Source organism: Chryseolinea sp. T2, from assembly GCF_037203685.1.
Lineage (GTDB): Bacteria > Bacteroidota > Bacteroidia > Cytophagales > Cyclobacteriaceae > Chryseolinea.
In genome coordinates this window covers 256,851-277,407 of the sequence record NZ_JBBCAU010000001.1, presented here as the reverse complement: position 1 = coordinate 277,407, position 20,557 = coordinate 256,851, and the positions used below count along the sequence as shown (strand labels likewise).

16 protein-coding genes are annotated in these 20,557 nt (G+C 47.5%); 8 read left to right on the top strand and 8 right to left on the bottom strand.

Going from position 1 to position 20,557, the window contains the following annotated elements; all coding sequences use genetic code 11:
* Window positions 1-44: 44 nt before the first annotated feature.
* Window positions 45-1,634: a M20/M25/M40 family metallo-hydrolase gene (locus WBG78_RS01130; RefSeq protein ID WP_337324519.1), complete on the bottom strand. Its 1,590-nt coding sequence runs from the start codon at window positions 1,632-1,634 to the stop codon at window positions 45-47.
* Window positions 1,635-1,833: 199 nt separating this feature from the next.
* Between WBG78_RS01130 and polA the strand changes: the two genes are divergently transcribed.
* Window positions 1,834-4,560, top strand: a complete 2,727-nt coding sequence (gene polA / locus WBG78_RS01125; RefSeq protein WP_337324518.1) for a DNA polymerase I — start codon at window positions 1,834-1,836, stop codon at window positions 4,558-4,560.
* Window positions 4,561-4,973: 413 nt separating this feature from the next.
* On the opposite strand, the gene WBG78_RS01120 is transcribed toward polA, so the two are convergent.
* Window positions 4,974-5,324 (bottom strand): YraN family protein, encoded by a 351-nt coding sequence (locus tag WBG78_RS01120; protein ID WP_337324517.1) that lies wholly within the window; start codon window positions 5,322-5,324, stop codon window positions 4,974-4,976.
* A gap of 13 nt (window positions 5,325-5,337) precedes the next feature.
* The gene (locus tag WBG78_RS01115; protein ID WP_337324516.1) at window positions 5,338-5,580 is read right to left on the bottom strand and encodes a hypothetical protein; all 243 of its coding nucleotides are present in this window, start codon (window positions 5,578-5,580) and stop codon (window positions 5,338-5,340) included.
* A gap of 293 nt (window positions 5,581-5,873) precedes the next feature.
* Between WBG78_RS01115 and lipB the strand changes: the two genes are divergently transcribed.
* The 6 genes from lipB to WBG78_RS01085 all read left to right on the top strand — a co-directional run bounded on the left by lipB (window position 5,874) and on the right by WBG78_RS01085 (window position 11,894).
* Window positions 5,874-6,611 (top strand): lipoyl(octanoyl) transferase LipB, encoded by a 738-nt coding sequence (gene lipB, locus WBG78_RS01110; RefSeq protein ID WP_337324515.1) that lies wholly within the window; start codon window positions 5,874-5,876, stop codon window positions 6,609-6,611.
* Between the two features lie 56 nt (window positions 6,612-6,667).
* Window positions 6,668-7,111 (top strand): hypothetical protein, encoded by a 444-nt coding sequence (locus WBG78_RS01105; RefSeq protein WP_337324514.1) that lies wholly within the window; start codon window positions 6,668-6,670, stop codon window positions 7,109-7,111.
* A 30-nt stretch (window positions 7,112-7,141) separates the two neighbouring features.
* Window positions 7,142-7,891, top strand: a complete 750-nt coding sequence (locus tag WBG78_RS01100; protein ID WP_337324513.1) for a 3'-5' exonuclease — start codon at window positions 7,142-7,144, stop codon at window positions 7,889-7,891.
* 198 nt (window positions 7,892-8,089) lie between these two features.
* Complete coding sequence (gene rnr / locus WBG78_RS01095; protein WP_337324512.1) at window positions 8,090-10,282, top strand: ribonuclease R; 2,193 nt, start codon at window positions 8,090-8,092, stop codon at window positions 10,280-10,282.
* Window positions 10,276-11,253: a polyprenyl synthetase family protein gene (locus tag WBG78_RS01090; protein WP_337324511.1), complete on the top strand. Its 978-nt coding sequence runs from the start codon at window positions 10,276-10,278 to the stop codon at window positions 11,251-11,253. Before rnr ends, WBG78_RS01090 begins: the two co-directional genes overlap by 7 nt.
* 125 nt (window positions 11,254-11,378) lie before the next feature.
* Complete coding sequence (locus tag WBG78_RS01085; RefSeq protein ID WP_337324510.1) at window positions 11,379-11,894, top strand: hypothetical protein; 516 nt, start codon at window positions 11,379-11,381, stop codon at window positions 11,892-11,894.
* 93 nt (window positions 11,895-11,987) lie between these two features.
* Here WBG78_RS01085 and uvrA read toward each other — a convergent pair whose 3' ends face one another.
* Window positions 11,988-14,828 carry an excinuclease ABC subunit UvrA gene (uvrA, locus tag WBG78_RS01080; protein WP_337324509.1) on the bottom strand — a complete coding sequence of 947 codons (2,841 nt, stop codon included), beginning with the start codon at window positions 14,826-14,828 and terminating at the stop codon, window positions 11,988-11,990.
* 138 nt (window positions 14,829-14,966) lie between these two features.
* Window positions 14,967-15,350 (bottom strand): hypothetical protein, encoded by a 384-nt coding sequence (locus WBG78_RS01075; protein WP_337324508.1) that lies wholly within the window; start codon window positions 15,348-15,350, stop codon window positions 14,967-14,969.
* Between the two features lie 199 nt (window positions 15,351-15,549).
* On the opposite strand from WBG78_RS01075, the gene WBG78_RS01070 reads away from it, so the two are divergent.
* Window positions 15,550-16,200 (top strand): RNA polymerase sigma factor, encoded by a 651-nt coding sequence (locus tag WBG78_RS01070; protein WP_337324507.1) that lies wholly within the window; start codon window positions 15,550-15,552, stop codon window positions 16,198-16,200.
* A 446-nt stretch (window positions 16,201-16,646) separates the two neighbouring features.
* Here the strand turns inward: WBG78_RS01070 and WBG78_RS01065 are convergent, their stop codons facing one another.
* The 3 genes from WBG78_RS01065 to WBG78_RS01055 form a co-directional block, all read right to left on the bottom strand.
* Window positions 16,647-17,237 carry a 3-keto-disaccharide hydrolase gene (locus WBG78_RS01065; RefSeq protein WP_337324506.1) on the bottom strand — a complete coding sequence of 197 codons (591 nt, stop codon included), beginning with the start codon at window positions 17,235-17,237 and terminating at the stop codon, window positions 16,647-16,649.
* Window positions 17,238-17,419: 182 nt separating this feature from the next.
* Window positions 17,420-18,346, bottom strand: a complete 927-nt coding sequence (locus WBG78_RS01060) for a bestrophin family protein (protein WP_337324505.1) — start codon at window positions 18,344-18,346, stop codon at window positions 17,420-17,422.
* A 283-nt stretch (window positions 18,347-18,629) separates the two neighbouring features.
* A complete protein-coding gene (locus WBG78_RS01055; RefSeq protein ID WP_337324504.1) occupies window positions 18,630-20,210 on the bottom strand; it encodes an ABC-F family ATP-binding cassette domain-containing protein in 1,581 nt (526 codons plus the stop codon).
* Between the last annotated feature and the right edge of the window lie 347 nt (window positions 20,211-20,557).

Sequence of the window (20,557 nt, the reverse complement as noted above, 5' to 3'; positions counted from 1 at the left end):
GCCCGCCAGGGTAGCTAATTCATAATTCTTAATATTCTTAATTCTTAATTCTTCCTCGGAAGTTTCGCCTCCCTGTTTGCCGCCTGCCACGCGAAGAACGCCGTGATCACCGCGTTCTGCTTAAGGTCTGCTTCAATCACCTTATCAAACACATCCATCGACGTATGGTGTGTCCTCGATGAATATTCAATGGGGTCCTGAATGAATTGGAAGCCAGGCAAACCAATTGCATCGAATGCCTGATGGTCAGTACCAGTCGTGTTTGAGTAAGTGATTGTTGATGCACCCATATCTGCAAATGGCTTCAGCCACTCGCGGAAAATAGAACGAACATTATCATTTTGCTGCAGATAGATGCCGCGGTACTTGCCCGTTCCGTTGTCCATATTAAAGTATGCTGCAAATTTTTCGGCTGCTGGTTTTAACTGAATGGAATCATAGGGCGCCGACTTATCAAGACGTTCACCAAGGGTTCGCTTGACATAGTTGCGCGAGCCGATGAGCCCCTGCTCTTCTCCACCCCAGAGTCCGATACGGATCGTTCTGCGGGGAGCAGTGCCAAGCGCTTTCAATATTCTCATGGTTTCAATCATCACAGCAGAGCCTGATGCATTGTCAGTCGCGCCGGTTCCAGCATGCCAGGAATCAAGATGTGCACCGATCATTACCACTTCGTCTTTCAAATCAGTTCCGGGTATTTCGGCAATTACGTTGAAGCCCTTTTCAACAGGAGTGAATTCTGTTTCAAGTGTAAGCTCGAGCTTCACAGGTAAACCCCTTTGTATCTGGCGGACCATTCGGTTGTAGTGCTCGTCAGCAACAACAACCTGCGGAAGTATTGTTGGTGCGCTTCCACTTTGTGCTCTGATTCTCTTATCGAAGGGTATGCCCGCGGGCTGAGGTATTGTGGCCGCAGCAACAAGTACAGTTCCATCTTCAAGTCGAATCGCGGGACTTGGTTCGAGAACGGCAATGGCACCTTCCGCTTCAACGAATTTCCATTTTGCATAGGTGAGCTGCTGATTGCCCATCATCGCATTCAATCTGCGCATGTCGAACGGAGGTTCAAATCCGGCGTTTGCCATAGCAAGAAGCGTTGAATCGTTGAACCTTGTCGCATCAGGTTTGAAACCTGGATGCACTGCAACGGGAGCACCGAACAACACGATCTTTCCTTTGAGCTGACCTTTGTACTTTGCCAGATCAGCCTCTGATTTTACATCAAGAAAAACCGCGTCTGCTTTTATAGCTCCTTTCACACCAGGACTCCATGCCTTGGGATAAGCGGTAACCGGAAAGTAAACAGGCCCCAGGTTCTGCAGGCTGAACTTTTTCAAAAACCAGCCTCTTCCAAAATCTTCATCCCATGTGTCGTAGTGAACGTTCGAAAGTCCAAAGCCTTCAAGCTTTTGCTTTGCATAGGCTGCCGCATTCTTATATCCTGGTGAATTAGTGAGTCGCGGACCGTGAACGTCAGTAAGATAACCGATGATGTCCAGTACCTGCGAGCGATCCAAACCCTCCGCCTTTATCTTGCGGAGAATTACAGTGTCAATCTTTTCCGTAGTCTGACCATAACTGATGCCCGTTATGCACAGGGCAAGTGCAATCCAAAAAATGAATAGTCTTCTCATATCAATAAGTATAGGTGGGGAAAGATAATTAAGAATTAAGAATTAAGAATGAAGAATTACCTGGCGGGCTTGCGCCCTCTTCTCGTGAAAGCAGGTCGTGTACCTTTATTCGAGCAGCATGTTTACCTGTAGCCTCAAGCCTGCACTCCCATTCTTAATTCTTAATTCTTAATTCTTAATTTAATTTCTACTTTGCACCATGAGCAAACCAGACAAAAAGCTCTTCCTTTTAGATGCTTACGCGCTGATTTATCGCGCGCACTTCGCTTTTACCAAAACCCCGCGGATAAATTCCAAAGGTATCAATACATCTGTGCCATTTGGGTTCACCAACACGCTGCTGGAAGTTTTGCAAAAGCAACGACCCACGCACATAGCCGTTGCGTTTGATACGCTTGCAAAAACTTTCCGCGATGAAATATTTAAGGAGTACAAAGCCACGCGGCAGGAAACACCGGAAGACATCCGCTACGGAATTCCTATTTGTAAAGACATCATTCGCGGGTTCAATATTCCCATTCTCGAAATGGATGGATACGAAGCCGACGACATCATTGGAACTATCGCATCGCAGGCCTGCAAGAATGGTTTCGAAGTGTTCATGATGACGCCCGACAAAGACTTCGGACAGCTTGTAAACGAATGCGTCTTCCTATATAAGCCTGCCTACATGGGCAACGCTGTCGATGTGTTGGGGCCGAAAGAAGTATGCGAGAAGTGGGACATCGAAAACGTCGATCAAGTTGTCGACATGCTGGGACTTCAGGGCGACACGTCCGATAATATTCCTGGCATTCCGGGTTTTGGTCCTAAGACAGCGGCGGCATTGCTGAAACAGTATGGCAGTGTCGAAAACATTGTGGCCAACGCTGCGGCCTTGAAGGGAAAGCAGAAAGAGCTTGTTACTCAATACGGAGAGCAGGCAATACTATCAAAGAAGCTTGCACGCATCATCACCGATGTTCCTATTGCTTTTGATGAAGAACAACTGAAGTACACGGGACCAAACGCAGATGTGCTGAAGCCAATCTTCAACGAGTTGGAGTTCAAGGCGATCTCGGCACGCGCATTTGGAGAAGTGGCACCGGTGAATGAAGTAGTGCGCGCTCCTCAGCAGGCTCAGCTGTCGATGTTCGGCGACCCCCAGGTACCGGCGGCAGGTGATGGCACTCAGCGTTCATACTCCGCTTCTGCCGTTCAATATACGACGCTGCAGAATGCAGCACAGGTGGCCTCACTTGCCGAGAAGCTTAAAGACCAGACTGTATTTGCTATTGAGTCAATTACAGATGAGGTGGCCAACTTTGATTTTAAACTGACAGGACTTGCCTTCTCCTGCCGGGCAGACGAAGCATTTTATGTTGAACTGCCCGATGCTCAGTCGGCAAGAGAACTACTGCAGCCCCTTAAGTCTGTACTGGAGAACGAAAAGATTGAAAAGACAGGTCACAATATCAAGGCTGCCCTTCTGGCCCTGCTGAAGTTTGAAATTACAGTAGCCGGACCGTTATTCGATCCAATGCTGGCACATTACCTGATCGAACCCGAGGCCTCTCACGACCTTGCCGTGCTGAGCAGCATGTACCTCAACTATACTCTGGCGGCGGGTGGCGTACCCATTGCAATTCGCATGTGCGAGAGAGCCGACGTCGTGATACAGCTGAGAAAAACATTGCAAACAGAGCTCGAGTTGCGTCGCCACGTGAAGTTAATGAGCGATACGGAAATGCCTTTAGTTTCCGTCCTCGCCGCTATGGAGTATGAAGGGGTCAAGATCGACACAAGTGCTCTCACCATCCTTTCTGACGAACTCAGGAAGGAAACCGAACGCGTGCAGCGGGATATCTACGAACTGGCAGGCACCGAGTTTAACATTGGTTCCCCTAAACAACTTGGCGAAGTATTGTTCGACAGGCTCCAGCTCATGGAGAAACCTAAAAAGACACGCACTGGTCAGTATGCCACGGGTGAAGACATCCTCAGTACACTGGCGCCTAAACATGATATAGCGAAAAAGATCCTGGACTACCGCGAGTTCGATAAACTCAGATCAACATATGTCGACGCGCTTCCAAAGATGATCAGCCGCACAGACGGACGCGTGCACACCGATTATCGCCAGGCACTGGCAGTAACGGGAAGGCTAAGCTCAAACAATCCGAACCTTCAGAACATACCGATTCGCACCGCCAAGGGAAGGCAGATCCGCATGGCATTCGTTCCCCGTCCGGATTATCTGCTCATGTCGGCCGATTACTCACAGATCGAGTTGCGTATAGCCGCATCGTTTGCCAACGACACAACGATGATCGATGCATTCCGAAACAAACGCGACATCCACACAACAACGGCAGCAAAAGTTTTCAAGGTAGACCTCGACAAAGTAACTCCCGACATGCGGAGAAAAGCGAAGGAAGTTAACTTCGGTATTCTTTATGGAAGCACTGCCTTTGGCCTGGCCCAAAATCTCGGCATCTCCCGCTCCGAAGCTGCAGAGATCATTCAATCGTACTTCACCGAGTTCGCCGCCATCAAGCGTTACATGGATGACGCCATCAACACCGCGCGTGAGAAAGAGTTCGTAGAAACACTTTTGGGTCGTCGCCGCTATCTTCGCGACATCAACTCACGTAACATGACTACGCGTGGCTTCGCCGAGCGAAACGCCATCAACGCCCCGATCCAGGGAAGCGCCGCGGACATTATCAAGATAGCTATGGTGAACATCCACCGCTGGTTTGCAAAGGAAAAATTGAAGTCACGAATGATCATGCAGGTGCACGATGAACTCGTTTTCGACATTCACAAGGACGAACTCGACATCGTAAAACCCAACGTGATCAAACTCATGAAGCACGCCGTGAACCTGGAAGTCCCTATGGAGGTCGAAGTGGGTGTTGGCAAGAATTGGCTGGAGGCGCATTGACACAATAGTTAACTGAGCGCTAACGCGTCTTGTCTTTTCATCGGCTCATGCAAATGCGTCATCGTGCTGTCACTTGTACATCGTGATGGCTCAAAGCTATCAAAATTATTCACTGCTGCCGCTCGCTGGAGGCAACCATTAAGCTACCTGGCCGCACCCCTATGGCTAATCAGTTAATTTTCCTGCAAATTGAGCTAAAAAACGACTTTGTTACCATAAAAACATTGAAATAAGCCTAAAAAACGCCATTTGACACTTCAAAGGGTGCGAATACAGGGCTTTTTGGAAGCGGTCATCGACCAGCTTCTGAGTTCAGAAGGCTGCGTAGCAAGGCACTTGCGACCCTTATTCGGTCGCCACTGGCATTGGATTGATAATCCCAGATAACATTAAAAGTAACCCGCCCCCAAACTTTAATTTATGGCATCCTCAAAGTGAATAACTTCCGTGTACTCACCGATAGCAACAGAGATAATATCAAACCGGATATGACCTTGCCAGTTCGTCGTAAATATGAACTCCTCAGCCGCCTGCATGATTCGTTTTGATTGCTCAGTTAAAACAAACTCCTCTGGCGTCCCATACTCCAGATTTGATCTTGTCTTCACTTCTATAAACAATAACCAGTCGCCACGCATAGCAATGATGTCTATCTCGTATCGGCGACACTTAAAGTTCCGCCGCAGAATTTCATATCCGTTCCGCTCCAAAAAGTCTACAGCGAGGTCTTCTCCCCTGGTTCCAGTGTTATTGTGCTCACCCATACCGAACCAACTTTCATCGCCAGTTCACTTCGGCCCCCATATACTCTACTCCCCCGGGCGTTATAGTATAAACCAGAACGTCAAAGAATGGATGTGTGTTAAGACACCCCGCCTTCACCAGACCATCGAGGATCTTCCCCAGCACCTCCACCTCAGAATGAAAATTATCATCCGTCAGCTTCGCCTCGATCTGATAATAATTCAGTTCACCACCTCTCTTATAGATGTACCTCAATATTTCGGATTCAATGCTCATAATAACTCTGGTTTGGATTTAACATTATTTCAAACGCGCGATCTTGTTGCATCAAATGAAACTATAAATCCACCGACCGATCGTATTCCGGGAGTACGGAAATCCGAACCATCTTCTGTCAACAAATCCTGAACCCACCGATCTGAAGTAGGGGCTAGTTTTTTGCCCAGGGAACTAACTCCGCCTCACGTTTGTTGCTTTGTCAGTATGTATGTCACAGGAAAATGAAGATCTTTGTGATAATACAGAACGCATCGCCCTCGGAATCAGAGCGATGACAGATATTTTTTAAATTGAATCACGTCCAGAACAAGACCGCCCGCTTTCACGACCTGGGTAACATAGCATACAGCGACGCCTGGGATTATCAGACTTCCCTTTTCGAAAAAACGTTAGAGATAAAAACGCGCAATAGAAATCTTGCGCCCGAAGAACAACAGTTAACAGATAACCATCTGTTGTTTTGCGAACATCCTCACGTCTATACCTTGGGCAAATCGGGTAAAGAGTCAAACCTTTTGTTGAAAGACGACGAGCTCTCTGCAATCCAGGCAACCTATTACCACATCAATCGGGGAGGCGACATCACCTATCACGGCCCCGGACAAATTGTTGGCTATCCTATATTCGACCTCGACAACTTCTTCACCGACATTCACAAATACATGCGTGCACTGGAGGAGATCATCATTAGAACAGTCGACGCATATGGTGTGAAAGCCGGCCGCATCAAAGGTCTTACCGGCGTGTGGGTCGACCATGAAAATGAACGCACCACGCGCAAGATTTGCGCCTTTGGCGTTCGTGCAAGCCGCTGGGTTACGATGCATGGCTTCGCTCTCAACGTAAACACGGACCTGTCGTACTTCGGTCATATCATTCCTTGTGGCATCGTCGACAAGGCTGTAACTTCCTTGCAGCGGGAAACCGGCAAAGTCATTCCGATGGAAGATGTTTCGACTATATTGAGACGCAATTTCGAAGATGTCTTCGGACTGGAGTTGGTAACTTCGGAACGCAGTTTGATCTGAGCGATGAAAAGCCAGCCATTCGAGGCGGGAGTAGTTCAACTGAAAGCTTCGACACATTGCATCGATCAATCAGAACTTATAAAGAGGAACTGGCAATGATTCGCGATATCAATATTCCCGAAGTGAAGAATGTGACACTAGCTGTCGCAAGAAACAAATATCTTGGTCAGGAAGACGAGTGGAAGGTTTACCTGATCAATAACAACGACCATCCTCTGGAGAATACGCTGGTATCAAGCAAGGGCTATGGTGAAAAGAACGGAGAGACTCAGCGTACGTCGATACTGAGGCATTTTCTGGAGACCATTCCGCCGATGAGCACGACGCTGATTGAACCCATAGATCCAGCCGTATTTCACTTGAACAATGAATACTGGCTGAGCTATTATGTGGGAACCCAGATATTCGATAAACGATTCGTGTTTGTTCCGGATTCCATTTGTGAAAAGAACATTTCGTTTATCAGGGAGCTGGAGCTGGAGGGTGTGCTGCACTCGTAGTTTGTAGTAGAAGTTAAAAAGATGAGGACAATGCAACATAGCATTGGCCCGACAAGAAGTATCATGATTCAGGATTTGCGCGACATATTATTTCTCGACATCGAAACGGTTGCCTGCGAAGCGGAGTTCGACAACCTTAGCGAGCGTCTTAAAGTGCAATGGTCGCGAAAGGCAAACTTCCTGAGACGTAACGACAATTCAACAGATGAGGCTCTCTTCAAAGACCGCGCAGGGATTCACGCTGAGTTTGGAAAGATCATCTGCATTGCCGTAGCCCGGTTTGTTGATTCAGAATCTGGCGAACCGGTGCTGAGAACAAAAGTATACGCCGGCCACAACGAGAAGGAACTTTTGATCACCTTCAAGAACATGGTCGAGAAACTCGATCCGAACTCACTCAAGCTGTGCGCGCATAATGGCAAGGAATTCGACTTTCCTTATCTATGCAGACGCATGCTGATTAATGATATCAGTCTTCCCGCCGCACTGAATATTGCCGGCCGAAAGCCCTGGGACATACCACACCTCGACACGATGGAGATGTGGAAATTCGGTGACTTCAAGCACTATACATCACTCGACCTGTTGGCAGCCATCTTTAATATACCAACGAGCAAAACCGACATTGATGGAAGTCAGGTTAATGCAGTGTATTATGATTCGGGCGACCTGGACCGGATCAAGGAATATTGCCAGCGCGATGTCATAGTACTTGCCAAACTGTTTCTGAAGCTAAAGGTCATCCGTTTGAATTCGGAACTGACAGTCCTCATGGCCTGACATCAATTATCAGCACTGATTTAGCTAACTTCGCAACAAGGTTGATAGTATCGAATGCTGGTTCGTTCCTTCAGCTCCGGAACGTCTGCATTTGGTTACAGGTGAACGTACGCAACGGCACGTTTAAACGCCGGGGCAGGGCAAACAGGCTCTGCTGATTAAGGAAGCATCTTATGATGCTTCACAGAATATTTTATTATGAGTAAAAAAAGAAAAGAATTAAAGAATAAGAAGCCAGCGAACCGGAGACCTGATTTCCAGGCATCCATACTGGCATTGCTGGATGGAGGGAACGGAAAAGCCTATTCATTCAAACAGGTAGTGCAGAAGATAGGTCTGAAGAAAAAGGACGATATCAAAGTTGCCGGGCAGGTATTGGATACGTTGTACGATGAAGGACGCATATCACAAACAAGCAGCGGAAGCTATAGAAGCACACGCGGTGAACAGGAATTAACGGGCGTTGTTGACCACGTAAGTTCACGATTCGCCTACGTGCGCATTGGCCAGGACCGCCCCGATATCTATGTAAAGGGTAACGATCTCGGATCTGCAGTAGACGGCGACACCGTAAGTCTCAAACTCCTTCCTGGCCGCCATGGCGAGCACGAAGAGGGACGCGTTACAAAAGTGCTTAAGCGTAACCGCGAGCGTTTTGTAGGTAAGGTAGAGGTGTCAAAGAACTTTGCCTTTGTTGTTCCGGATTTCAGAAAGATGCACACAGACTTCTTTGTGTATCCCGAAAATATCAACAATGCGAAGACGGGTGATAAAGTTGTAATCGAAGTCACCTCATGGGCAACACCTGATAAAAAGCCCGAAGCTAAGATCGTAGAAGTACTGGGTAAAGCAGGGGAGAATGAAGCGGAGATTCACTCGATCATGGCTGAGTTCGATCTGCCCTTCAGATTCCCTGAAGACGTTGCTGCAGCATCTGCAAAGATTCCCGAAGGAATAACTGAAGAGGAGATCGGTCGCCGTCGCGACTTCAGAACAACGACAACTTTTACAATCGACCCTGAAGACGCTAAAGATTTTGATGATGCTATATCATTCAAGAGACTTGAAAACGGAAACTACGAGATCGGCGTTCACATCGCAGACGTAACGCACTATGTGTTGCCTAACACGCCGGTCGAACGTGAAGCCTATGATCGTGCGACTTCAGTTTATCTCGTCGACCGCACTATTCCAATGCTGCCTGAAAGATTGTCGAATGAACTGTGCTCGCTTCGCCCCAATGAAGACAAGCTCACATTCGCTGCTGTGTTTGAACTTGACGAGCATGCTAAGATAAAGAACGAGTGGTTCGGAAGAACGATCATTCACTCCGTGAAGCGCTTTACCTACGAGGAAGCACAGGTCGTGATCGAATCCGGGGAAGGTATTCTTGCCGAAGAGCTCCGTATCCTGAATGACATAGCGAAGAAATTCCGAAAGGAACGGTTCAGAAAAGGTGCCGTGAACTTCGAAACAACGGAAGTAAAATTCAAACTCGATGCACAGGGTAAACCACTGGCCGTTATTCCCAAAGTTCGAAAGGATGCTCACAAGCTGATTGAGGAATACATGCTGTTGGCGAATAAGCAGGTCGCAACGTTCGTCTATAACATCAGGAAAGGAAAAGAGAAGAATACATTCGTCTATCGTACACACGACTTTCCCGATCCTGAAAAAGTAAAAGACTTTTCTGTGTTCGCAAAGCAGTTTGGTCATAAGATGAATGTGGATGAAAACTCTATTTCCAGTTCACTGAATAAGCTGATGACAGAAATAGAAGGCAAGCCTGAACAGAACATCCTGGAACAGCTGGCCATTCGAACCATGGCCAAGGCGAAATACACCACCGATGCCAAAGGTCACTTCGGTCTTGCTTTCGATCATTATTCACACTTCACATCACCGATACGTCGCTATCCCGACATGATGGTGCATCGCCTCCTTCAACATTACCTCGACAATGGGAATCCGGTAAGCAAAGCCGAATATGAGGAGAAGTCAGTGCATTCATCTGAACGTGAAAAGCGCGCAGCTGATGCTGAACGGGCTTCAATCAAATACAAGCAGGTCGAATTCATGGCCTCAGCTGAGAAAAGGGCTTATGAAGGCCTCATCTCCGGAGTTACTGAATGGGGCATCTACGTGGAGATAGTAGAGACAAAATGTGAAGGTATGGTCAGGCTGGCAGACATGACCGACGACTTCTACGAGTTTGATGAAAAGAACTATCGCATCACAGGCCGGAAAACACGGAAGATCTATACGCTGGGAGACAGAGTGCAGGTTCGTGTGAAGAAGACAGACATCGATAAGCGTATCATCGACCTTGTCTTTGCGCAGGATCAAAGAGGTCGCGAACTTGAAGAACAAAACGAGGCTGATTCATGGTAAACGCGACCGCGCAGTACTATCAATGGATTGAACGCGAGATCGCGAAAGGCAAGTACGGCAAATCACCCGAATCACTATACGAACCTATCCGCTACATCATGGGCATCGGAGGCAAACGACTCCGACCCATGTTAACACTCTATGGCTATTCGTTGTTCAAAGACAATGTAAAAGACATTGTAAAGTATGCCGTTGCCGTCGAAGCATTTCACAACTTCACCCTCATGCACGACGACATTATGGACAAGGCACCCCTTCGTCGTGGTCAGCCAACCGTGCATAAGAAATGGAATGTGAACACGGCCATCCTCAGCGGCGACGTAATGCTCGTGAAAGTATATGACATGTTTCTTTCACTCGATCCATTGCTGTTGCCTAAAGTATTGTCAGCGTTCAATCGGTGTGCCTCTGAAGTGTGCGAAGGTCAGCAGTGGGACATGGAATTCGAACAGAAGCAAAAGGTAAGTGAAGCAGACTATATCAACATGATCCGCCTGAAGACATCCGTGCTGATCGGCTTCAGTCTCGAGCTCGGCGGCATTCTGGCAGGCGCAAGTGAATCCGACTGTCGCGCCCTGCGTACATTTGGTACGAACATCGGTATTGGCTTTCAACTGCAGGACGATTACCTGGATGCCTATGCGGATCCATTGAAGTTTGGAAAGCAGGTCGGTGGTGATATTATTGCTAATAAGAAGACGTTTCTTTTGATCAAAGCACTCGAGAAAGCAACTGGAAAAAATAAGAGGGAGCTCTCAGAGTGGCTTACTGCCAGCCGCTTCCGGAAGGAGGAAAAGGTAAATGCAGTAAAGACCATTTTCGACCGGCTGGGCATTGCTATCCTTACAGAACGTAAGACGAATCAATACTTCAAAAAGGGTTTCGGCGACCTGGACAGGTTGAGTTGTGATCAGACTAAGACGCAGGAGCTCCGGGCTTTTGCTGAAAAACTGATCTCGCGGCAGACATAGAATTTAGCTTGCGCCTGACGTTTTGCTGAGAAACTCGGGATCATCGTGGCCAGAATTCTCCTGTATCTTTCAACCAATTCGGGCGTTATGGTGTCTAAGTAATACCGTTGTAACCAACCAAACCTATGCGGCAAAAAATTGTCAAGCTAACCCTGCTCACGATTTTCATAACCATCTTCTCTTCCTGCGAGGAGAAACTCTGCGGCTGCACAGTTGTAGATGCCGATGTCAATCTCATCGTTACGGATAGTGAGAACAGAAATCTTCTCGATCCATCTACCCCAGAACATTTCAAGGAAGACGATATCAGGATCTATTTTTTGCGCAACGGCCAGCGCGAAGAAGCATATGCGGCAAACCTGGATGCTCCTCGATATTTCCGGATCGATCAATCGGGACCCAACGGAGAGTACATGATGCGACTATTCCCGGATCTTGAAACTCACAACAGCGACATCACCACGACGATCATTAGATGGAATGGATCGGATGAAGACACTGTGGCTTGTGAAATACGCAACACCGATAACTCTACCATCATTACCAGGGTGTGGTACAACGATGACCTGGGATATGATCAAAATGATCAGCGCCTGTCCCGCTATAAGCGGGGGCCGAGGTTAATCAATGTCCGGAAGTAATTGGATTTTCAGAGTGTGCGGTTGTTAATCATGATATCGCACAGTTCCGCTAACGTAGCCAGTGACCGGTGTGTTGGGAGCCATCTAAATGATTTACACCTTCAACTTCGCCTTTAAAAACTCCGCCGTATATCCCTTTCCCTTTTTCACCATCTCCTCAGGAGTCCCCTCAAACATTATCGTTCCGCCTTTCTTCTCGCCGCCTTCCGGACCGAGATCAATAATCCAATCGGCTGATTTCACCACTTCGAGATTGTGCTCGATCACGATAACACTGTGCCCACCATCAACAAGCGCGTTCATCGCCTTCAACAGTTTCGATATATCATGAAAGTGCAATCCCGTTGTCGGTTCATCAAAGATGAAAAGGATGTGACCATCAGGTGAATTCTTTCCAAGGAACGATGCCAGCTTAACGCGTTGTGCCTCTCCACCACTCAATGAATTCGATGATTGACCGAGCTTCACATAACCCAATCCAACATCCTGAAGCGGAAGGATCTTGTCATAGATCGATTTCTTTTCGCGGAAGAATTCCAGGCTTTGTTCCACCGTCATGTCGAGGATGTCGGCGATGTTCTTTCCGTCCAGTTCCACCTCGAGTATTTCCTGCTTGAATCGCTTGCCATTACAGCTCTCGCACTTCAGGTAGATGTCGGCCATGAACTGCATCTCGACTTTGATCTCGCCTTCGCCCTGACACGTCTCACAGCGCCCACCCTCTACGTTGAATGAAAAGTGTGACGGCTTATAGGCACGTTGCTTCGACAACGGCAGCTCCGAAAACACCTGACGAATCGTGTCGTATGCTTTAACATAACTCACGGGATTCGAGCGTGATGATTTTCCTATGGGATTCTGATCAACAAATTCAACCTGAGTCACCCGCGCGAAGTCGCCATCCATGCGATCATATTTGCCCGGAGTCTCAGATACTGATCCGCTTAGCCTTCCCACGGCAGGATACAATATCTTCTTGATCAGCGTTGACTTACCCGAACCGCTCACACCGGTTACAACGGTAAGGATACCGAGCGGAAACTTAACGGACAGATTTTTCAGGTTGTTTTCCCTTGCGCCCAGAATGGCAATGCTATCCTTCCATCGTCTGCGTGTTTTTGGAATTACAATCTTCTCACGACCGCTGAGGTAATCCGTTGTGTGCGAATGAATTTTGCCCGTGATGTCATCGACAGATCCCTGAAACACCAGTTCACCTCCATGACTACCGGCGTCGGGACCGATATCAATGATCTGATCGGCGGCACGCATGATCTCTTCTTCGTGCTCAACTACAATAACCGTATTGCCCAGGTCCCTCAGGGACTTTAACACAGTCACCATCCGGTCCGTATCTTTTGGATGCAAACCAATACTAGGTTCATCCAGCACATACATTGACCCAACAAGAGCACTGCCCAGTGAAGTGGCCAGCTTGATCCTCTGATATTCACCGCCGGATAGGCTCGCCGTTAGTCGGTTGAGCGTAAGATATCCCAATCCTACTTTCACCATGTAATCCAATCGCGACCTGATCTCAGTAATAATCCGATCCGATACCTTCCGATCAAAGTCGGGAAGATTAATATCATTGAAGAACGTCACCACATCTTCAATAGGCATCAGTACGATATCGGCGATGCTTACTCCATCGATCTTTACGTATTGTGCGTCTTTACGCAGACGCGTGCCCCGGCAATCAGGACACGTGGTTCTGCCCCTGTATCGCGACAGCAACACGCGATATTGAATCTTGTACGTCTTCGATTCCAGATACTTGAAGAAAGCATGAATGCCTTCGAAATAACTATTGCCATTCCAAAGCAGCTCCTGCTGCTGCTGCGTCAGCTCCATGTAAGGGCGGTGAATGGGAAAATCGAATTTGATCCCATTCTTCACCAGCGGCTTCAGCCACTCGCCCATCGTTTCGCTACGCCAGGGCGCGATGGCACCTTCGTAAACAGAAAGTGACTTATCAGGAATGACCAGGTCCTCGTCAATGCCCAGTACCTTTCCAAATCCTTCACACGTCTGGCAGGCGCCCACCGGATTGTTGAAGCTGAAGAAGTTTATCGAAGGCTCGGTAAATGTGATGCCGTCCAGCTCAAAGCGGTCTGAAAAGTGCATCGGCTTATGCCCTTCAGCATAGATCTTGCAATCGCCTTCTCCTTCGAAGAATGCAGTCTGCACGGAATCCGCTAGTCTGAAGTTCGTATCATCATCTGTTGGATTGGTGGCTGCGCGATCAATCAGTATTTCGACACTTCCATCGATCTTCGGCGCCTTCTTCTTTTTCTCGCCTTCGGCACCGATCAGTTCTTCAATGAACTTCATTTCTCCGTTGATAAGCACGCGGGCGAAACCTTTGCTCAGGAGGAGGTTCAATTCATCAATGAGTTTTCTGCCTTTTCGAACGTGCAACGGACAGGCTACCATTACGCGTGTCTGCTCCGGCAGTTGATTTATGGCATCAACAACCGAAGTCACGGTGTCGCGCTTCACTTCTTTTCCGCTTACGGGCGAATACGTCTTCCCTACGCGTGCAAATAGAAGCTTTAGGTAGTCGTAGATCTCTGTTGTAGTCCCCACCGTCGAGCGCGGATTGCGCGTATTGACTTTCTGTTCGATGGCAATGGCCGGACTTACACCCCTTATGTAGTCCACCTCCGGTTTTTCCATGCGTCCCAGGAACTGCCTCGCATAGGAGCTAAGGCTCTCCACGTACATCCGTTGCCCCTCGGCAAACAGCGTATCGAAAGCAAGCGATGATTTCCCCGAACCCGAAAGACCGGTAATCACCACCAGCTTATTACGCGGGATGGCGACGCTAAGATTCTTCAAGTTGTTTACGCGTGCGCGCTTGATAATGATGAACTCCCTGGCACTCAGGTTGTCTAATTCTGTATCGCTAAATGGTAATATGCCTTTCGTCACGTGTTAGATGTCTTTTCCCACAATTCAATCGTGGATTGTTGCCTCAATGTTAATATGCTCAAATCCGGGAACAGTCCGAAAAACAAAAAAACACCATCCGGGCAGATGGTGTTCAGATTTCTTAAGAATTATGATTGACTAATTGTCAAAATCAGGATCGTAGCTCTGTTCGCGGCCTTTTCTGCCACCACCTTCATCGTCGTAGTCGCTGCTTTCCTCTTCTTCGTCGCCGCCGCCGCTATCGCCGCCACTTTCGAAATTGTCGCCAGGTTCGAAGCCTTCTTCGCCTTTTTCGAACTCTCCACCCTCGCCCTTAGAATCAACGTCGTACTCACCTTCGCTGTTCTTGGTTACCGGAACCTTTACCAAATAGGTCGCATCGTCGGTTTCCAACGGAAACACAAAAATTGGCTCACGCTTTGCGTTAGTAATTCGGGTGATGCTGCTCTCGTACCCGTTTGGGTATTGAGTATGAACAAGTTCAAGCAAATCCTCCGAAAGATTCTCTAGGCTCTTTATCACTTTTTTCTTGCTGACTGCCATACAATGTTTGAAACTGCGTATTTGAAGCAAATAGGGAAAGAAATACTTTGTGAGGCAAGAATTTCCGACAAAATTTTTTGCCTTTGATTAAGGAATTTCTATCTTTTCAAAACCAATTTGTTCAACTAACCCCAACAATATCGAGAGAGACATCTACGTTACCTAAATGTGAGACAGAATGATTGACAGAAGATTAAGTGACAGCGAACTAGTGTCACTGTATCAGACCGGTAACCAAGAAGCTTTCGAGATGCTCTTACACCGACACAAGTCCAGGATCTATACGGCTATTTACCTGATCGTAAAAGATAGGTATACAGCTGAAGACTTGTTGCAAGAGACGTTTATCAAGGCAATCAACACCATTCGTAGCGGCCGCTATAACGAAGAGGGTAAGTTTTTGCCATGGATAAGCCGCATTGCCCATAATCTGGCAATCGATAATTTCAGAAAGAATAAGCGTTACCCAGAAGTCGTGCTTGAAGACGGAAGCAGGGTATTTGATTCCATGCAGTTTGCTGTCGAGTCATCAGAGGACAAACAGGTGTTCAAAGACACCCGTTCAAGACTGAGAGACTTGATTAAAGAACTACCTGTTGAACAAAAACAGGTATTAATCATGCGGCATTACCTGCAGATGAGTTTTCAGGAGATCGCGGAGCGTACGGGAGTGAGCATTAATACAGCATTGGGACGGATGCGTTATGCGCTTATCAACCTGCGTAAACGGATGATGAAAAACAGAGCCTATGATAAGAACATTTACAGAGACGGACTTGATCAGGTATTTGTACCGAGAGACCTCGGAGAAGGAGACGAAGGAGATTGATAATGCCTTGATTTGTGACAGCGAACTGCAAGCCTTGTATGCAGAATTGTGTGCCATGAAACGTAACATGGATGCGGCTCAGGTTGAGCCATCAGCAAAAGCTGTTCTCAATATCTTGAGCTATTCACAAAACATGATGGAAAGCCAGGCCCCAAAGGCCTAGGTTCTCAGTACTCAAAATTACATTCCTGTCGAAACAGTAAGAGCCCGCACATGGCGGGCTCCTGCTGATTTCTTGCCTGCGGTTGCCACTCCCTTGCGACCCGCTGACTAATCTTTATTGTAGAGAAGTTTCAAATACCTTCAGTTACCTGATAGCGGTCTGAATTTCTGCGCCCTATCAAATCGCAATCGGCTTGATCATAGCTTCAATCCGAAAATTCGTCCAGCAGCTTGCTGCTGGCCACAGACTCTCCAAATCCCCCAATCCCCAATTCTCCAAATGTCTACAGTTCCTTGATCTCCACTTTTTTCCAACGCACTTTCACTCCACCACCATCGTGTATCTGCAATGCTATCTTGCCAGTTGCAGCTCCTATCTTCTCATCATCAAGCGTAACCATCTGAGTGCCATTTAACCAGGTAGTCACTTTGTTGCCCTCCATACGGACTTTCATCGTATTCCAATCGCCCTCTTTCAGCAACTGCTCCTTTTCCGTTTCAGGCTTTATCAACCAGCCACGGCCATAAGACTCATAGATGCCGCCCGTGCTGTGATTCAGGGGAGCAACTTCCGCCTGCCAGCCCGCGATCTTGGTTCCTTCAATAGAGCAATGGAAGAACACACCGCTGTTTCCATTCGATTCCTGCTTAAACTCTACAGTAAGTTCAAAGTTCTTGAACGTCTTGTCGGACACCAGATAGCCATATTGCTTGTCGGGGCCGCTTTCGCAAATCAGTTCGCCCTTTTCAACATACCACTTTTCTGTACCTGCAACAGTCCAGCCCTTCAGGTCCTTACCGTTAAATAATTTCTTCTGCGCGAATGAGGCCGTAGCCACAATCGAAAGCAACACTACTGTCAGTGTTAATCTCATAACTTCTATGGTTTTGTACCAAGCTACAAATCCGCGGGGTATTCAGAAATTTTGAACGGGAATAGCGGGTTGGTTTCAGGATGGCCGGCGGGCAGGTGCACTTGTGGCCATGCAGAATGCCTTCGCCTCCGCATGGCACTTAAGCGCATGACGTGCTGTAACCAACACGCCAGCATCAACAATTATAAAACGTAATAATACTTTTCATCAACCTCGACCTTACTTGCATTGGAGGCATAATCAAGTCGCTCGTCGATCATCTCGTTCAGGTCGTATTCGATGTTCCGCGCGATGGTTGTCATTGGCGTATCGGTCGGTTTGTTTTCGAAAGGATCCTGCAGGTGAATGGCCATCTTTTCGATGAACAGGAAACACGCGGAAATAAGAATTATCACAGGCACTAATATTCCTCCCAAATGTTCTGTCAGGCCAAATGGCAACATCAGGATGAACAGATACAATGCAAAGTGAATGTACAGGCTGTAAGTAGTCGGGAACACTGTGTTCTTGATACGCTCGCACTTGCCCATCGCGTCACAAAGACGAGTTAATGTCTTGTCGATTTCTACCTGCTGATATGCGTTTATCCATCCCTGGTCGAAAGCATGTTTCAGATCGCGTGCGTGAAGCTGCAGTAAGGTGTTTGGAATGTGTCGTCGATGTCGCACCAGCTCAGCCTCAGACCGGTTAAGGTACCCATCACTCTGTGACAACGCGTCCTGCCGGCGAAGCATGCGGCCGAGACTGTGCGTCCAATAGATCTGCCGTTGTGTGAAGCGTTCAATGAACTCACGCACATCAATGGAAACGTCCGGATCGGAAATAAAGGACTGTGCCTGGCGGATGAGTGTTCTCGAATCGTTTACAATCGATCCCCAGATAATGCGGGCTTCCCACCAGCGATCATATGCCTGGTTCGATCTGAACGCCAGAAGCAATGATATCACAGTACCGATTATAGCCGGAATTGCCAGTGGTATCGTTATATGATGAAGGTTCAGATCCTGATGCCAGAGTCCGAATGCAGCCGCATAAGCACCGATCACTATAAGATCAAATTTGATCTTACCCAGGATGTAGGTCCACGGAATATTCTTCTTTAGGAGCATATCACAGTTTTGTTAAAAATCATTGTCACATTTAAAAAGCGTACTACAGTGTTTGCACTGTTTCTGATGCACGATAGCAGGATAGGATGATCTCATCTTTTTCTATCAATCGTGGTTTAGTAGTTACAAAGTTCGTGCAGCAAGGGCCATAGAGGCATTAGAATGCCATTAGAATTGACATTAGAAATTGCTAATACGCAACCGCATCCGTTGGAAAGTATATTCCCTGGAACGGGCAATTCCGGATTGGCGTCAAATTAACCGGGCCGGCAATAGTCTCGCGCTATAAAATGATCTCTCGTTCAATCTTTATGGAACGAAGAAAATGCTCATCGTGAGAGATGACCACGATAGTTCCCTGATATGAGTTAATGGCCGATGTAAGGATCTCTGCACTTTGTATGTCGAGATTGTTCGTTGGTTCGTCAAGAACAATCATGTCAGGCGCGTGGTGTGATATATGGAGACAGCACAATGTGAGACGCATCCTTTCGCCACCGCTTAGCGCACCACACTTTCGCAGCCAGGTCTCTTTTGGAAACAGGAATCTGTTCAGCCGGATGTTCACTTCGTGCTCTTCAAGGTTTTGTTTGTTGAATGCCTGCGCCTGCGCTACTACCACCATTTCGTTATCTATGAGCGAATACTCCTGGTCAATGTACAGCGCCTCAAATGGTGATCGTTTCACAATGCCACCATCTGGCAGAAGCTGGCCCAGGATGATTTTCATGAGTGTTGTCTTTCCCGATCCGTTACTCCCTTTTATAGCAATGCGTTCGCCGCTATGGATTTGAAGACTGATACCTGTGCTCCAGATCAGTTCGTCGTATTTGAAGTTAAGATCCTTTGCTTCGAATAGAAGTTTCCCTGTGTGCAGATCAGCATTGTCCAGATTCAGCTTCATCGCGCCTACGTCGGGAACGCTTCCGCGGAGAGATGACAACTCCTTGGCTATGCGCTGGATCTTTGTCGCGTGAACGTCTTTTATTTTGGAGGTACTCCTCTCGGCTGCATTCTTTAGCGCGTGCTGAAGAATGGTGGGCAGCCCCGCCTTTTCCTGCTTGCCCCTTCCACGGCTATTGAGCTTCTGTTGCCGTTGAACAGTTTCCCTTTCCTTCTCCCTGGCTTTGCGTAGCATCTTTTCCTTGCTCTGTACGTCATGAACAAGCGCATTTTGCTCTATCTCGTATTGTTCGCGATAGAAATCGTAGTTGCCGCCGTACAAGGTTGCGCCGTTGCGTGAGAGTTCAATAATGGGATTCACCAGATTCAGCAATACGCGATCATGACTGGTGATCAGCATCGTCTTCGATGCCTTTGAAATGAAGTCATATAGCAATCTCCGTCCGTCCTGATCCAGATGATTGGTCGGCTCATCTAACAGTACAAGTTTCGGATCGTTGATCTTTAAACCTGCAAGAAATACTTTGGTGCGTTGGCCGCCACTCAAATGAGCAAGGCGCACCTCAGGGCTTATCTTTCCCAGTTGCCAGTAGTCGAGAGCTTCGTAAATTCGATCTTCCAGGTTCCAGTCATCACCAACGGTAATAAAGTCGGCTTCACTGGCGTTACCGTCTAGAATGTTCTTCAGCGCCGTAAGCCTCGCATCGACACGCAACGCTTGCCCTATGGTAAGGTGATCGGATTGCCCTGCAAGCTGTGGTATGTAGTAAGGACGCTCCTGAGCAGCAACAGTCCCTTGTGCGTGTATTTCGCCCGTTATAATTCTGAATAGTGTAGACTTGCCAATGCCGTTGTTCCCTATCAGGGCAGCCTTGTCAAGGTTACTTAAAGAGAAAGTAATATGTGAAAAGAGATGCTTCCCATCGGGAAGCGTATAGGATACGCCGTTCAATGTTAACATAAATCATTTTTTGAAAGATGGAGAATGGACGGAAACGAGTTCCGAACACGTTTTAGGCTATTTCAAAAAAGGATTTCTGCTACATGCGGGATTTTTGGATGCACAAAGATAACTAAAATAACCGGTTCCTCTTTATGTGGATAGCCCATCCATAAAGTCAATCAAAATGTTTCAGGCCTTGTTACAGGGTGATACTGACTATATCCTCAGTTTGGGTAAGAAGGAATCCGGCTATCGTGGTGTTATTGTATTAGCAATCCGATCACACAAAAGACGTAATTTGACGATTACTTAACGTGAACTGAAGTGTCTTTTGAAGTTGGCTTTATTTATTTACCACCGATTTA

What these genes read in the sequence shown, in the direction of transcription:
- WBG78_RS01055 (WP_337324504.1), bottom strand. Translation starts at nt 20,210, where the DNA reads ATGTTAACATTGAACGGCGTATCCTATACGCTTCCCGATGGGAAGCAT.
- WBG78_RS01070 (WP_337324507.1), top strand. Translation starts at nt 15,550, where the DNA reads ATGATTGACAGAAGATTAAGTGACAGCGAACTAGTGTCACTGTATCAG.
- rnr (WP_337324512.1), top strand. Translation starts at nt 8,090, where the DNA reads ATGAGTAAAAAAAGAAAAGAATTAAAGAATAAGAAGCCAGCGAACCGG.
- WBG78_RS01115 (WP_337324516.1), bottom strand. Translation starts at nt 5,580, where the DNA reads ATGAGCATTGAATCCGAAATATTGAGGTACATCTATAAGAGAGGTGGT.
- WBG78_RS01130 (WP_337324519.1), bottom strand. Translation starts at nt 1,634, where the DNA reads ATGAGAAGACTATTCATTTTTTGGATTGCACTTGCCCTGTGCATAACG.
- polA (WP_337324518.1), top strand. Translation starts at nt 1,834, where the DNA reads ATGAGCAAACCAGACAAAAAGCTCTTCCTTTTAGATGCTTACGCGCTG.
- WBG78_RS01090 (WP_337324511.1), top strand. Translation starts at nt 10,276, where the DNA reads ATGGTAAACGCGACCGCGCAGTACTATCAATGGATTGAACGCGAGATC.
- WBG78_RS01060 (WP_337324505.1), bottom strand. Translation starts at nt 18,346, where the DNA reads ATGCTCCTAAAGAAGAATATTCCGTGGACCTACATCCTGGGTAAGATC.
- WBG78_RS01085 (WP_337324510.1), top strand. Translation starts at nt 11,379, where the DNA reads ATGCGGCAAAAAATTGTCAAGCTAACCCTGCTCACGATTTTCATAACC.
- WBG78_RS01065 (WP_337324506.1), bottom strand. Translation starts at nt 17,237, where the DNA reads ATGAGATTAACACTGACAGTAGTGTTGCTTTCGATTGTGGCTACGGCC.
- WBG78_RS01100 (WP_337324513.1), top strand. Translation starts at nt 7,142, where the DNA reads ATGCAACATAGCATTGGCCCGACAAGAAGTATCATGATTCAGGATTTG.
- WBG78_RS01120 (WP_337324517.1), bottom strand. Translation starts at nt 5,324, where the DNA reads ATGGGTGAGCACAATAACACTGGAACCAGGGGAGAAGACCTCGCTGTA.